The organism is Streptomyces sp. NPDC054834 (assembly GCF_053611185.1).
Window position 1 is genome coordinate 17,053 of sequence record NZ_JBSGZV010000008.1, and the last position, 13,678, is coordinate 30,730.

At 73.0% G+C, this 13,678-nt stretch carries 12 protein-coding genes; 4 read left to right on the top strand and 8 right to left on the bottom strand.

All coding sequences use genetic code 11. The features are described from left to right. Window positions 1–106 precede the first annotated feature (106 nt). A complete protein-coding gene (locus tag ACWGJM_RS13310) occupies window positions 107–3,481 on the top strand; it encodes a pyruvate carboxylase (RefSeq protein WP_453412001.1) in 3,375 nt (1,124 codons plus the stop codon). A gap of 204 nt (window positions 3,482–3,685) precedes the next feature. Here ACWGJM_RS13310 and ACWGJM_RS13315 read toward each other — a convergent pair whose 3' ends face one another. The 7 genes from ACWGJM_RS13315 to ACWGJM_RS13345 all read right to left on the bottom strand — a co-directional run bounded on the left by ACWGJM_RS13315 (window position 3,686) and on the right by ACWGJM_RS13345 (window position 10,366). Then, window positions 3,686–4,528, bottom strand: coding sequence for a patatin-like phospholipase family protein (locus tag ACWGJM_RS13315; protein ID WP_453411787.1), 843 nt, complete (start codon window positions 4,526–4,528; stop codon window positions 3,686–3,688). Window positions 4,529–4,662: 134 nt separating this feature from the next. Continuing rightward, complete coding sequence (locus ACWGJM_RS13320) at window positions 4,663–4,857, bottom strand: antitoxin (protein WP_453411788.1); 195 nt, start codon at window positions 4,855–4,857, stop codon at window positions 4,663–4,665. Between the two features lie 94 nt (window positions 4,858–4,951). Then, window positions 4,952–7,057 (bottom strand): SpoIIE family protein phosphatase, encoded by a 2,106-nt coding sequence (locus ACWGJM_RS13325; RefSeq protein WP_453411789.1) that lies wholly within the window; start codon window positions 7,055–7,057, stop codon window positions 4,952–4,954. A 164-nt stretch (window positions 7,058–7,221) separates the two neighbouring features. Next, window positions 7,222–8,502: a serine/threonine-protein kinase gene (locus ACWGJM_RS13330; protein ID WP_453411790.1), complete on the bottom strand. Its 1,281-nt coding sequence runs from the start codon at window positions 8,500–8,502 to the stop codon at window positions 7,222–7,224. A gap of 198 nt (window positions 8,503–8,700) precedes the next feature. Beyond that, entirely contained in the window at window positions 8,701–9,363 is a 663-nt protein-coding gene (locus tag ACWGJM_RS13335; RefSeq protein WP_453411791.1) for a DUF305 domain-containing protein, read from the bottom strand. 92 nt (window positions 9,364–9,455) lie between these two features. Beyond that, window positions 9,456–9,848: a DUF6153 family protein gene (locus ACWGJM_RS13340; RefSeq protein WP_453411792.1), complete on the bottom strand. Its 393-nt coding sequence runs from the start codon at window positions 9,846–9,848 to the stop codon at window positions 9,456–9,458. Between the two features lie 8 nt (window positions 9,849–9,856). Then, the gene (locus tag ACWGJM_RS13345; protein ID WP_453411793.1) at window positions 9,857–10,366 is read right to left on the bottom strand and encodes a hypothetical protein; all 510 of its coding nucleotides are present in this window, start codon (window positions 10,364–10,366) and stop codon (window positions 9,857–9,859) included. A gap of 196 nt (window positions 10,367–10,562) precedes the next feature. On the opposite strand from ACWGJM_RS13345, the gene ACWGJM_RS13350 reads away from it, so the two are divergent. From ACWGJM_RS13350 to ACWGJM_RS13360, 3 genes are all read left to right on the top strand, one after another. Continuing rightward, window positions 10,563–11,228, top strand: a complete 666-nt coding sequence (locus ACWGJM_RS13350; protein ID WP_453411794.1) for an SDR family NAD(P)-dependent oxidoreductase — start codon at window positions 10,563–10,565, stop codon at window positions 11,226–11,228. 94 nt (window positions 11,229–11,322) lie between these two features. Further along, on the top strand, window positions 11,323–12,027 hold the full coding sequence (locus ACWGJM_RS13355; protein WP_453411795.1) for a restriction endonuclease: 705 nt from the start codon (window positions 11,323–11,325) through the stop codon (window positions 12,025–12,027). Between the two features lie 68 nt (window positions 12,028–12,095). Further along, window positions 12,096–13,262, top strand: coding sequence for an FAD-dependent oxidoreductase (locus ACWGJM_RS13360; RefSeq protein ID WP_453411796.1), 1,167 nt, complete (start codon window positions 12,096–12,098; stop codon window positions 13,260–13,262). A 149-nt stretch (window positions 13,263–13,411) separates the two neighbouring features. Here the strand turns inward: ACWGJM_RS13360 and ACWGJM_RS13365 are convergent, their stop codons facing one another. Further along, window positions 13,412–13,585, bottom strand: a complete 174-nt coding sequence (locus ACWGJM_RS13365; protein ID WP_453411797.1) for a CsbD family protein — start codon at window positions 13,583–13,585, stop codon at window positions 13,412–13,414. Window positions 13,586–13,678 lie beyond the last annotated feature (93 nt).

A 13,678-nucleotide genomic window follows, 5' to 3' on the forward strand; every position in this document is an offset into this window, starting at 1 on the left:
TCCCGCCTTCGAGCAGGCCCAGAACCCCCTAACGTTCATCGCGTGGCACGGCAGGGGAGTGGCCGACACCATGGTGTTCGTCACCGGCAGGCTGGAGGGATCGACAATGTTCCGCAAGGTGCTGGTCGCCAACCGTGGAGAGATCGCGATTCGCGCGTTCCGCGCCGGCTACGAGCTGGGCGCGCGCACGGTCGCCGTCTTCCCGCACGAGGACCGCAATTCGCTGCACCGGCTGAAGGCCGACGAGGCGTACGAGATCGGTGAACCCGGGCATCCCGTGCGGGCGTACCTGTCGGTCGAGGAGATCGTCGCCGCCGCGACCCGCGCGGGCGCGGACGCGGTCTACCCCGGCTACGGTTTCCTGTCCGAGAACCCTGAGCTGGCCCGCGCCTGCGAGGAGGCGGGCATCACCTTCGTCGGGCCCAGCGCCCACGTCCTGGAGCTGACCGGGAACAAGGCGCGCGCGGTCGCCGCCGCCCGTGAGGCGGGCGTACCGGTGCTGGGCTCCTCCGCCCCGTCGACCGACGTCGACGAACTGGTCCGGGCCGCCGAGGAGATCGGCTTCCCCCTGTTCGTGAAGGCGGTCGCGGGCGGCGGCGGGCGCGGCATGCGGCGCGTCGAGGCCCCCGCCCAGCTGCGCGAGTCCATCGAGGCGGCGGCCCGCGAGGCGGCGTCCGCGTTCGGCGACCCCACCGTGTTCCTGGAGAAGGCCGTCGTCGAGCCCCGCCACATCGAGGTGCAGATCCTCGCCGACGGCCAGGGCGACGTCATCCACCTCTTCGAGCGCGACTGCTCGTTGCAGCGCCGCCACCAGAAGGTGATCGAGCTGGCGCCCGCCCCGAACCTGGACCCGGAGCTGCGGGACCGGATCTGCGCCGACGCGGTGCGCTTCGCCCGGCAGATCGGCTACCGCAACGCCGGCACCGTGGAATTCCTGCTCGACCGCGACGGCAACCACGTATTCATCGAGATGAACCCGCGCATCCAGGTCGAGCACACCGTGACCGAGGAGGTCACCGACGTCGACCTGGTCCAGTCCCAGCTGCGCATCGCGGCCGGTGAGACGCTGGCCGACCTCGGTCTGTCCCAGGAGACGGTCACCCTGCGCGGCGCCGCCCTCCAGTGCCGTATCACCACCGAGGACCCGGCCAACGGCTTCCGTCCCGACACCGGCCGCATCAGCGCCTACCGCTCGCCGGGCGGCTCCGGCATCCGCCTCGACGGCGGCACCACCCACGCGGGTACGGAGATCAGCGCGCACTTCGACTCGATGCTGGTCAAACTCACCTGCCGGGGCCGGGACTTCAAGGCCGCGATCGGCCGGGCCCGGCGTGCCGTGGCCGAGTTCCGCATCCGCGGCGTGGCCACGAACATCCCGTTCCTGCAAGCCGTCCTGGACGACCCGGACTTCCAGGCCGGACGGATCACCACCTCGTTCATCGAGCAGCGCCCGCACCTGCTCACCGCGCGTTCCTCCGCGGACCGCGGCACCAAGCTGCTCACCTATCTCGCCGACATCACCGTCAACAAGCCGCACGGCGAGCGGCCCCCGCTGATCGACCCGGTCACCAAGCTGCCCCCGCTGCCCGCCGGTGAGCCGCCCGCGGGTTCCCGGCAGCGGCTCGTCCAGCTCGGCCCGGAGGGCTTCGCCCACTGGCTGCGCGAGTCGCCGACCATCGGCGTCACCGACACCACGTTCCGCGACGCCCACCAGTCGCTGCTCGCCACCCGCGTGCGCACCAAGGACCTCCTCGCCGTGGCCCCGGTGGTCGCCCGGACCCTGCCCGAGCTGCTGTCCCTGGAATGCTGGGGCGGCGCCACCTACGACGTCGCCCTGCGCTTCCTCGCCGAGGACCCCTGGGAGCGCCTCGCGGCCCTGCGGGAGGCCGTGCCCAACATCTGCCTTCAGATGCTGCTGCGCGGCCGCAACACGGTGGGCTACACGCCGTACCCGACCGAGGTGACCGACGCCTTCGTGCAGGAGGCCGCCGCCACCGGCATCGACATCTTCCGGATCTTCGACGCGCTCAACGACGTCGGCCAGATGCGGCCCGCCATCGAAGCCGTACGGGAGACCGGCACGGCGATCGCCGAAGTCGCCCTCTGCTACACCGCCGACCTGTCCGACCCCGGCGAGCGCCTGTACACCCTCGACTACTACCTCCGCCTGGCCGAGCAGATCGTCGAGGCGGGCGCCCACGTCCTGGCCGTCAAGGACATGGCGGGCCTGCTGCGCGCCCCGGCCGCCGCGAAGCTCGTCTCGGCCCTGCGCCGGGAGTTCGACCTGCCGGTGCACCTGCACACCCACGACACCGCGGGCGGCCAGCTGGCCACGTATCTCGCCGCGGTCCAGGCCGGCGCGGACGCGGTGGACGGCGCGGTGGCCTCCATGGCGGGTACGACCTCCCAGCCGTCGCTGTCGGCGATCGTGGCCGCGACCGACCACTCCGACCGGCCCACCGGTCTCGATCTCCAGGCCGTCGGCGACCTGGAGCCGTACTGGGAGAGCGTCCGCCGCATCTACGCGCCCTTCGAGGCGGGCCTGGCCTCACCGACCGGACGCGTCTACCACCACGAGATCCCCGGCGGCCAGCTGTCCAACCTGCGCACCCAGGCGGTGGCGCTCGGCCTCGGCGACCGCTTCGAGGACATCGAGGCGATGTACGCCGCCGCCGACCGCATGCTGGGCCGCCTGGTCAAGGTCACCCCGTCCTCCAAGGTGGTCGGTGACCTCGCCCTGCACCTGGTCGGTGCCGGGGTGAGCCCGGCGGACTTCGAGGCGGAGCCGAACCGGTACGACATCCCCGACTCCGTCATCGGCTTCCTGCGCGGCGAGCTGGGCACCCCGCCCGGCGGCTGGCCCGAGCCGTTCCGCAGCAAGGCCCTTCAGGGCCGCGCCGAGGCCAAGCCGGTGCAGCGGCTGTCCGCCGAGGACCGCGAGGGCCTGGAGAAGTCCCCCCGCGCGACCCTCAACCGGCTGCTGTTCCCCGGTCCCACGCGCGAGTTCGACACCCACCGCCAGGCCTTCGGCGACACCAGCGTCCTGGACAGCAAGGCCTTCTTCTACGGGCTGCGGCCCGCGAAGGAGTACGCCGTCGACCTCGAGCCCGGCGTACGGCTGCTGATCGAGCTCCAGGCCGTCGGCGACGCCGACGAACGCGGCATGCGCGCCGTGATGGCCACGCTGAACGGTCAGCTCCGGCCGATCCAGGTACGGGACAAGGCGGCCGCCTCCGACGTCCCGGTCACCGAGAAGGCCGACCGGAGCAACCCCGGCCACGTCGCAGCGCCGTTCGCCGGAGTGGTGACGCTCGCGGTCACCGAGGGCACCGAGGTGGAGGCCGGGGCGACGGTGGCGACCATCGAGGCGATGAAGATGGAGGCCACCATCACCGCGAGCAAGGCGGGCCGCGTGTCCCGCCTGGCCATCAACCGGATCCAGCAGGTCGAGGGCGGCGATCTGCTCGTCGAGATCGCCTGAGCCGGCCGGGCCCCCGCCAACCGTTCCCGGCCCGCCGACGGCACCGTACCGAGCCGTCGGCGGGCCGCCAGGGCGTGTCGTCGCATTCCCGTTCTGCCCCGCGACGCCTGGCACGCTCCCGGCCTTCGGCCGGCCACGCACCAGACGCCGCGGAGCCGCCCTTCGGGCGACGACGGGAATGCGACGACGGGCCCTGGGCCCGGCTCAGACGCGGCTCCACTCGAGCCGCAGCGCGCGTCCCTGCGCGCGGCCCGCTTCGGCGGCCGGGGTGCGGGTGGCCGGGTCGAGCGCGTTGGGGCCGATCGCGGCCAGGGAGGCCTCGTCGGGCTCGACGACCAGCACCTGGGCGCCCTGGGCGCGCAGCTCCGCCACGGCCTGTTCCAGCGGCGCGTCACTCGGGAACGGCTCGGTGCCCCCCATCGGCACGACCACCAGCACCCGCGAAGCGCCGGAGGCGTAGTCGGCGTTGGCGATGGAACGCACGCCGCCGTCGACGTACCGGCGCCCGTCGATCGTCACGGGCGGCCACACACCCGGCACCGCGCAGCTCGCCGCGACGGCGTCCACCAGGTGCACCCCGGAGGCGCTGTCGAACACCCGCGGTTCCCCGGTCTCGGCGTCCACCGCGACGATCCTCAGCGCCCGCGCGGGCCACAGGTGCACCGGCAGCCGCGACTCGATCACCGCCCGGCGTTCGGGCTCCGGCACGGTCGTCGCGCCCAGCGCCACCTTGCCGACCGCCCGCCGCATGTCCGCCACGGTCGCGGCACCGCCCATCGCGGCGGCGATGTCCGCGGCGAACCCCTCCAGATCCATCTCCGCCATGATCTCGGCGGCCTGTGACGCGGGGTCCGCCTGCCGGGCGTACAACTCCGCCAACTCAAGTCCACTGCCCAGCTGCGCCGCGACGGCCGACCCGGCCGAGGTCCCGATGATCACGTCGGCCCCCGTCACGTCCTGTCCGCCGTCGGCCAGCCCCGCCAGCAGTCCGGTGATCCAGGCGATACCGCCGACCCCGCCGCCGCCCAGCACCAACGCCTCAGTCATGCCCCACCCTTTTGTTCGTCGTGTCCATGCAAGGACAAGTATGGGTGGGGAAGGCCGTACGCGTGGGGTGTGTCGTCACCTCCGGGCGTGCCGCGCGGCGCGCCCGGGTGCGACGGCTCGCGGAGGGGGGCGGGTCAGGTCTGGGGCGGGTTGTCCCGGCCCTGCTCGCGGCCCAGCTGGTCCTTCAGCTGCTCCTGGGCCGTGTCGACCGGGCGGCTGTACTTGTCCTGGGTCCTGTCGTCGACGTAGTCACCGGCCTTGTCGACGCCCTTGGACGCCTGGCTCTCATGGCCCTTCAGCATGCTCTTGAGCTTGTCCATCATGGACATGGTGTCTGCCTCCTCGGCGGAACGGGCCCCCGGCGGAACGGGCCCCGTTACCAGGGTCGGCACAGGCCCGCTGATCCGCATCTCGGGCGGCCGGTCAGGCCTCCGCCGTGAAGGGGCGGACACGGGCGATGAGCAGGGCGACGTCGTCGTGGTTCGCGGGATGCCTCAAGTCGTGCAGGAGCCGGTCGCAGGTCTCCTCCAGAGGGGAGTCCGGCTTGTCGAGGAGGTGCAGCAGGATCTCGAGGCGCTCGTCGATGGAGTCCTCGCGCGTCTCGACCAGTCCGTCGGTGTACAGGACCAGCTGGTCGCCGGGGGCGAGCGAGACCGTGGCGGTCTCGAAGGGCACACCGCCGACGCCGAGCGGTGCGCCGGTCGGCAGGTCCAGCAGACAGGGGTGCTCGCCGCGGCGGACCAGGGCGGGCGGGAGGTGGCCGGCGGTGGCGAGGTGGCACTCGGCGCTCCGGGCGTCGTAGACGGCGTACACGCAGGTGGCGATGTACTGCTCCAGCCGTGAGGTGAGCGCGTCGAGGTGGTGGAGCACCTGGGCGGGGTCGAGATCGAGGTCGGCGTAGGCGGTGGTGGCGGTGCGCAGCCGGCCCATGGTGGCGGCTGCGTCGATACCGCTGCCCATGACGTCGCCCACGACGAGGGCCGTGCGGGCGCTGTCGAGCGGGACGACGTCGTACCAGTCGCCGCCGACCTCGTAGGCGGCCTGCGCGGGCTGGTACCGGGAGGCCACCTGAAGCCCGGGCAGGCGCGGCGGGTGATCGGGCAGCAGACTGCGCTGGAGGGCCTCGGCCGCGTTGCGCACGCTCTGGTGCGCGCGGGCGTTGTCGATGCACACCGCGGCGCGGGAGGCCAGCTCGACCGCGATGGCCATGTCGTCCTCGTCGAAGGGCCGCGGATCGCGGGCGCGGGACAGACCGAGGAAGCCGATGGTGGTGCCGCGGGCGGCGAGCGGCACGGCGAGGTAGGAGTGCACTCCGGCACGGGCCAGCAGGGTGGCCGACTGCTCGTCCCGGGCGATGCGCGACAGGTCGTTGCCGTCGGCGTGCCGGACGAGGATGGGCTGGCCGGTGCGCACACACTGGGTGGCCAGGCGGTCGGAGGGGTAGGTGGTGATCCGGCCGGGCTGGTCGGCGGCCCGGATGGCGTCGGTGGGGTAGGAGGCCTTCACCGCGAGGGCGCGGAAGAACGTGGAGGAGCCTTCGCGGGAGGCGGGCCGGTGCTCGTCGAGGATGGAGTCGAGCACGTCGACGGCGGCGATGTCGGCGAAGGCGGGGACGGTGACCTCGGCCAGCTCCCTGGCCGTCTGTTCGACCTCCAGGGTGGTGCCGATACGGGCGGAGCCGTCGGCGATCAGGGTCAGGCGCCGCCGTGTCTCACTGGCCTCCTTGGCCGCCTTGTACCGCTCGGTGACATCCACCACGAGCTCGGCCAGGCCGAGGATCCGGCCCTGGGTGTCCTCCAGCCGGAAGAGTGAGATCGTCCACGCGTGCTGGTGCCCGGGGTCGGCCGCGGTGTGGCCCACCAGCGGCGCCTGCTCGACCATCGGCTTCCCGCTGCGCAGCACCTCGCGCATCGCGGCCTCGGCCGCGTCGAACTCCGCGCCGCTCGCGATCTCGCGGTAGTGGCGGCCGAGGTGGTCCTTCGCGGAGACGGCGTTGATGCGTTCCAGGGCGGGGTTGACGGCGACGTACCGCAGATCGCTGTCGAAGATCGCGATCCCGATGGGGGACTGGGAGATCAGCCGGGTGGACAGGGCGACGTCGCGCTCCAGCTCGTGCAGCGTGGGTGAGTCGGTGCCCAGGCCCAGGGCGTAGAAATCGCCGTGGTCGTCCAGCAGGCGCATGTTGCGCAGCTCCACCTGCCGTGTGCTGCCGTCCTTGCGGCGGATGGGAAAGGTGCCGGCCCAGCTCTGGCCGGTCTCCATGACGTGGACGAAGGTCTTGACCACCCAGTCCCAGTGATCCGCGTGGACCAGCAGCCGCGCCGCGTACTCGCCCAGCGCCTCCTCGGCGGTGTAGCCGTACAACCGTTCGGCCTCCGGGCTCCACAGAACGACCCGCCCGTCCGCGTCCAGCAGCACCGCCGAGACGGCGAGCACGTCCATCAGCCCGCTGGGCTGCGACGACTGGTCCCCCGGTCGCTCGGTTCCGGTCCGGCCGAGGATCGCCGGAGCCCAATCGGCCTGGCTCATCGCAGGCACTCCTTCCGCCGGCGGCGCGGGCCGTCCGTCGGTCCGGAGGGCGGCCCGCCTGCGCCGGAAGACGCCTTGCCTTCCATGGTCCCCCCGATGCGCCGGTCGACACACCCCGTCTTCCGAGCGCCTCTCCCGCGAGGGGCCCATCGGGCCTCAGGGGGTCAGTGCCTGCCCCTGCCTCCGTGGCCGCCCGCCTTCCGGGGGACCGCCGTGAGGTCCGACGCCGGGGACGGCGAAGCGGTGGTCGCCGAGGACGGTGCGGTGGAAGACGGCGCGCTCGCCGACGGGTCGGCTTCCCGGCCCCCCGCGGAGCCGGCCGGCGAGAACCAGGCCATGCCGGCGAGCAGGGCCGCGACGAACAGGGCGGTGCAGCCCAGCAGGACGAGCACACGGGAGCGGCGCAGGAAGGACGGGCGGGAGCGCTGCGCGGCGGCCCGGTGCACCGACGTACGCCACTCCGTGTCCGCCGCCGGGCCGGGACGGCCCGCGGTGGAGGCGGCGGGCATACGAGTGCCGGCACCCCGCGCGGGCGGTGCGGCGGCCCGCGCGGCCGGGACCTGCGGCCCGAGAGGGCCCCCGGCGGTGGCCCCGCGGTTCTGGCCGGGCAGTTCCTGCGGCAGGGGCTGTACCGCCCCGCGCCAGGCGCCGCGCCCGAACCAGTCCGCCACCTCCTCGGCCGAGGGCCGGCCCTCGGGCCGCTTGGCGAGGAGTCCGAGCAGGTAGTTCTCGAAGGCGGGCGGCAGTTCGACGCCGAGTCCGCGGGGCGGCACCGGAGCGGCGTCCAGGTGCTGGTGCAGGATCATCAGGGCGCTGTCCCCCTGGAAGGGCGGACGGCCGGTGAGGAGCTGGTAGAGCACACAGCCCAGGGAGTACACGTCGGAGGCCGGGCCGGCGGGCTTGCCCAGCGCGCGTTCCGGTGCGAGGTAGAGGCTGGTGCCGACGATCTGCCCGGTGGCGGTCAGGGCGGCACCGGGGTCGTCGAAGAAGCGGGCGATGCCGAAGTCGCCGATCTTCAGCGTGCCGTCGGCGTCCAGCAGGAGGTTGGCGGGCTTGATGTCGCGGTGCACGATGCCCTGCCGGTGGGCGGCGGCGAGCCCGGCGGCCGCCTCGGCGGCCATACGGGCGACGTGTGCGGCGGGCAGCGGCCCGGAGGTGGCGAGCAGCCGGGCGAGGCTGTCGCCCTCGACCAGTTCCATCACCAGGAACAGACCGCGCTCGTGCTCACCGAAGTCGAGTACGCCGACCACGTTCGGGTGGTTGAGGGAGCCGGCGGTCTGTGCCTCCAGATGGAAGCGGGAAGTGGCGGTGGGGTCGGAGCTCTGGGGCAGCAGCAGCTTCACCGCCACGGGTCTGCCGAGTATCTCGTCGAAGGCCCGCCAGACCTCCCCCATGGCGCCTCGCCCGATCGCGTCCTGCAACCGGTATCGGCCCGCTGCCAGCACCTGTGGTCCCACCCTCTTGCCGTACGACATCTTGACCGCCGCTCGCGTCAACTCACCACGTGGACAGGGGTGTAGGCGCTGCGGCGACCCAAGCGTAGCGGCTCCGGGAGGACCGGTTCCCCGATCCGCCCAGGTGGGGGCACGGGGGTCGTGGCGGAGGGGAGCGGCGCGACCGCCGGCCCCCTCCGCCGGGGAGCGTCAGCCCTTGCCGAGGAGCTTGTTCATCTCGGTGATCTCGGCGGTCTGCCCGGTGACGATGTCGCCGGCCATGGCCGTGGCGGGACCGTACCGGCCCTTGGTCTTCTCGGTCGTGGCCATCTCGACGGCGCCTTGGTGGTGCTCGACCATCATGGTCAGGAACATGGTGTCGAAGCCGGTGCCGGACGCCTTCGCCAGCTTCTCCATCTCCTTGTCGTCCATCATCCCGGACATGCCGGAACGGTTGGAGCGCGCGGAGTGGTTCATGCCCGGCATCGAGTCCATCGAGCTGCCGGACGCCGGCACCTCCTCGTCCCAGGACTTCAGCCAGCCGCTCATGGTCCTGATCTCCGGGTCCTGGGCCTTCTCGATGCGCGCGGCGAGGTCCTTCACCTTGGCGGAGGACGCCCGGTCGGCGGCGAGACGGGCCATCTCCAGCGCCTGCTGGTGGTGGGGGATCATGCCCTGGGCGAAGGAGACGTCCTGGGCGTTGTGGGCGCCCGCCGTGGCGGTGGCGCTCGCCGACGGCGAGGTGGAGCCGTGGCTCTGGTGGCCGCTGCCGGTGGTGCCGCCGTCGTTGCCGCAGGCGGCGAGGACGAGGGCGGCGGTGACGGCCGTGGCGGCGAGGGCGGCGCGGCGGGTACGGGTACGGGTGTTGCGCATGAGGGAACTCCTGCGGTGCGTAAGGGATCTGGGCATGCCGGGGCACGCCGTGCCCGGTTGTCGTGGGGCGGTCGGCGCGGTGCGGGCGGTGTCTAGATCCGCAGGAGTTGGAGTTCGGCCAGGGAGGGCGGAGCGCGGGCGCCGTCGGGAGTCCGGGCGACGTGCGAGTGCACGGCTTCGGCGCGGCCGGGGACGGCCACCGGGTCGGGCACGAGGGCGGGCAGCGCCGGTCCGCCGCTCACCGCTGCCGCCTGGCAGACGGAGTCGGCGTGCCGGAGGTGGCCTCCGCCGCAGTCGTCGCCGGCACAGCCGTCGTGCGATGCCACCGCGACCGTCGTGTGCCGCATCCGGGCGTGGTCGTCGTGGAGGCCGCCGCCGGGGGCCAGGGCGTGCATGGCCATGAGGCCGGCCAGCACCGCGAGCACGAGCAGCGCCCAGGACCGCCGCACGGGCGGTCGCTCGGAAGGCTGCTCCGGACTCGTCATCGGGATCATCATAGGTGCTCGGGCTCGCCGTGAGCGGGCGTACCGCGCCGTCGGCCGATGCGCCGGTCCCACAGCCACGCCCATGTCCGGGTCAGCCCCGCGATGTCCGAGCTGTGCGCGGCGGCCACCCCCGTCATCACCGGCCACGCCAGGAAGGTCACCGCGATCTCCGCGTAGCCCCCGTCCGTGCCCACCGTGACGACCATGAACTCGGCGACGAAGGCGAGGCCGCCGAGCAGCGCGCCCACGAGGGCCAGCGGCCAGGGCCGGACGACGACCCGGGACGCGAGGGCCAGCCCTCCACCGAGGACCGAGCCCATGAACACACCGGCCACCACACTGCCCGCGACGAGCAGCCCGCAGTACCGAAGATCACGCGTGGCGAACTCGGTGTCCCCGCCGGTCGCGAACTCCACCACCGCCACCACCAGGGCGAGCACCGCCCACGGAAGGCCGGGCGCGCCCGCCATCACCATGCCGACGCGCATCCCGCGCCCCAGCGCACCCCGCCTGCGCACACGCCCCCCTGGTCGATCACATGTACCAGGCGGCAGACTACTCAGCGCACTTCACGGATGCCGAGGGGCCCACCGCGAGCTTACGGTTGGCACAGCGGGCCCGCGCACGGCCAGGCCCCTCGGAAGCAGCCGTACGGAGATCGGGAGGCGAACCGGTGACTGTGACTCCCAGGCGTACCACCCCGACGGCCGCCTCATGACCGCGCTCGCCGTCGTCGGAGCCGGACCGGGTCTGGGGGCGGCCGTCGCGCGCCGGTTCGGGCGGGAGGGGTACGACGTCGCTCTGGTGGCCCGTGACCAGGGCCGCCTGGACGCCCTCGCCGGTGAACTCGCCGCCGACGGAGTCGACGCGCGCGGCTTCGCCGCCGACGTACGCGACCCGCAGGCGCTCGCGGCCGCTCTGGGGGCGGCCGCCGCGGCCGTCGGCCCGATCGAGATCCTTCAGTACAGCCCCGTCCCGCACCGCGACTTCATGCGTCCCGTGCTGGCGACCACGCACACCGATCTGATCGGGCCGGTCGAGTTCTCGGTCTACGGTCCGGTCGCCGCCGTCCAGCAGGTGCTGCCCGGCATGCGTGGCCTGGGCCGCGGCACGATCCTGTTCGTCAACGGCGGCACCGCCGTCGTTCCGGACTCCGAACGGGCGGGCACGTCGATCGCGTTCGCCGCGGAGAGTGCGTACGGCCATCTGCTGCACGACAGACTCGCCGCCGAGGGCATTCACGTCGCACAGCTGATCATCCCCGGTGAGATCATCCCCGGTCACCCTCGCAAGGACCCGGTCGTGCTCGCGGACGTGCTGTGGTCCCTGCACCAGGACCGGCACGGGTTCCGGCACTTCGCCGACGACCTGGACTCCTGAACCCGGCGAGCGGCGCGGTCCCGCTGAACGGCGTGATCTTGGGCAGACGGTAGAGGTGATCTTCACATCTGCCAGAGGGGGGAGCCTCACCGCCGTGACCACGCCCGCACGCCGCCTGACCCGTAACAGCCGCCGACGCCCCTTCGACCTGCGCGCGACGGCGCTGTACTTCGGCCTTCTCGCCCTGCTCCTGTGCGTCCTCGGCCTCGCCGCCCGCGCGGTGGCCGCCGCCTTCGAACGCCGTCCGGCCTGGATCGCCCTCCTGTGCCTGCTCGCCGCGGCCTCCGCCCCGGCACTGCGACGCGGGCGGAGCCGGTGGACCGCCCGGCGGGCGGCGCAGCGGGCCGCCGCGGCCCTCGACGCGGCGACACGCACGGCCGTGGAGGCGCTGGAGCCGCCGCAGGACGTAGGCGGCGCCGTGGACTACGACGCACTGGACGCCGACGATTTCGAACAGGCGATAGCCGTCCTGTGCGAACGGGACGGATGCTCACAGGTGGAAGTCGTCGGCGGAGCCGGAGACCTCGGTGCCGACGTCCTGGCCGTGACCCCGGACGGCCGACGCGTCGTCATCCAGTGCAAACGGTACGGCGACACCCATCGCGTCGGCTCGGAGGAACTCCAGCGCTTCGGCGGCACCTGTTTCACCGTCCACGAGGCCGACATCGCGATCGTCGTCACCACCAGCGACTTCACCGCGCCGGCGGCCGAGTACGCCGGACTGTGCGGGATCGTCTGCGTGGACGGACAGTCCCTGCGTGCGTGGCACGACGCCACGGGACCGCGGCCCTGGGCATAGGCGCGCGGTGGCGAATCACGCACGCCGCACGGGAAACTGATCGGCCGGTATACGACAGGGAGTTGGACATGACACGAGTCCTGGTGATCGGCGGTGGGATCGCGGGCACCGCGGTCGCGCTGGCCCTGCACAAGGCGGGGCTGGAAGTCGCCGTGTTCGAGGCACACCCCGACACGGCCGAGGACATCGGAGCGTTCCTGACCCTGGCGAGCAACGGCATGCGCGCCCTGGCGCAACTCGATGCCACGGACGCCGTCACGGCGATCGGATTCCCGCTGACCTCGATGCGCTTACTGGACAGCCAGGGCGCGGAGTTGGCGCACGCGCCCATGGGCGAGGCCGACGATCCGGCCCTGCGTTACCGGTGCCTGCGCCGCGGCGAGTTGAACGCCGCGCTCCAGGCCGAAGCCGTACGCCGGGGCATCGGCCTGAGCCACGGCACCCGGCTGCTGTCCGTGGACGACGGCCGGGACCACGTCACCGCGCGTTTCTCCGACGGCAGTACGGTGACGGGCGACCTGCTGATCGGCGCGGACGGGCTGAACTCGACCGTCCGCCGGCTGATCGCCCCTGGTGCGCGCCCCGGGTACGCGGGCCAGCGCGTCTTCTACGGCTACACCGGCGGCGGGCCGTCGGCCGACGGCACCGGCCACATCACCATGGTGCGGGGCACCGAGGCGGCCTTCGGCTACGCGGTCTCGCCCGAGGGGGAGACGTACTGGTTCGCCCGTGTCGCCGGCGAACCGCTGCCCGCCGACGAACTCGCCCACGCCACACCGGCCGCCTGGCGTGAGCGGCTCGTGCCGCTGCTGCGCAAGGACGCCACGCCCGCCGCGGACATCGTCGCGGCCTCCACCGGCCGCGTCATGGTCACCAACGCCACCGAGATGCCGCTCGGCACCGTCTGGCACACCGGGCGGTCCCTGATCATCGGCGACGCCGCGCACGCCGCCTCCCCGGCCACGGGGCAGGGGGCCTCGATGGCTCTGGAGGACGCCGTCGTCCTCGCCAAGTCCCTGCGGGACACCGCCGATACTCGGACGGCGTTCTCCGTCTACGAGACATGCCGCCGCCCGCGCGTGGAGCACAACATCACCGTCAGCGGACGGATGTCCCGCGCCACCCACGCCCCCACCGGCACCGGCCGGGGACGGCCTGCGCCCCGCCCCGGGGACGACGAGCTGGCCCGGCTGCTCGACTGGGACACCGACATCCGCACGGCTGCCGATCGGTGACCCGTGGCCCCGTTTCCCTCTCTGTCGCGTCACCGCAGATCCACCGCACCCGTTCGCCGCCCGGCTTGCCCCGGGCCACCTCGGCGGACGTCACAAGTACGGCGAGGTCCCCGTTCCGTGAACGGGGACCTCGCCGGGTGCAGCCCTGCTCAGCGCCGGAAGGCGTCCTTGGCCTTCTCCTTCGCCTGACGCAGGTCGCCCTTCGACTTCTTGGCCTGGCCCTCGGCCGCCAGCCCCTCGTCGTCCGTAGCCCGGCCGACGGCTTCCTTCGTTTTGCCCTTGGCCTGTTCCATCTTGGCCTTGGCCTTCTGCTCTCCAGCCACCTTGTTCACTCCCAGTCGCATTCGACATCGGGGTCACTACATCGGGTGACCGCCCCTGGGAGACGTAAACGTCGACGCGCGTGGCTCCGTGCC

Excerpts from the sequence above, each read along its gene's own strand:
- ACWGJM_RS13310 (WP_453412001.1), top strand. The coding sequence starts at position 107 with ATGTTCCGCAAGGTGCTGGTCGCCAACCGTGGAGAGATCGCGATTCGC.
- ACWGJM_RS13315 (WP_453411787.1), bottom strand. The coding sequence starts at position 4,528 with ATGACTGAGGCGTTGGTGCTGGGCGGCGGCGGGGTCGGCGGTATCGCC.
- ACWGJM_RS13320 (WP_453411788.1), bottom strand. The coding sequence starts at position 4,857 with ATGTCCATGATGGACAAGCTCAAGAGCATGCTGAAGGGCCATGAGAGC.
- ACWGJM_RS13325 (WP_453411789.1), bottom strand. The coding sequence starts at position 7,057 with ATGAGCCAGGCCGATTGGGCTCCGGCGATCCTCGGCCGGACCGGAACC.
- ACWGJM_RS13335 (WP_453411791.1), bottom strand. The coding sequence starts at position 9,363 with ATGCGCAACACCCGTACCCGTACCCGCCGCGCCGCCCTCGCCGCCACG.
- ACWGJM_RS13340 (WP_453411792.1), bottom strand. The coding sequence starts at position 9,848 with ATGACGAGTCCGGAGCAGCCTTCCGAGCGACCGCCCGTGCGGCGGTCC.
- ACWGJM_RS13350 (WP_453411794.1), top strand. The coding sequence starts at position 10,563 with ATGACCGCGCTCGCCGTCGTCGGAGCCGGACCGGGTCTGGGGGCGGCC.
- ACWGJM_RS13360 (WP_453411796.1), top strand. The coding sequence starts at position 12,096 with ATGACACGAGTCCTGGTGATCGGCGGTGGGATCGCGGGCACCGCGGTC.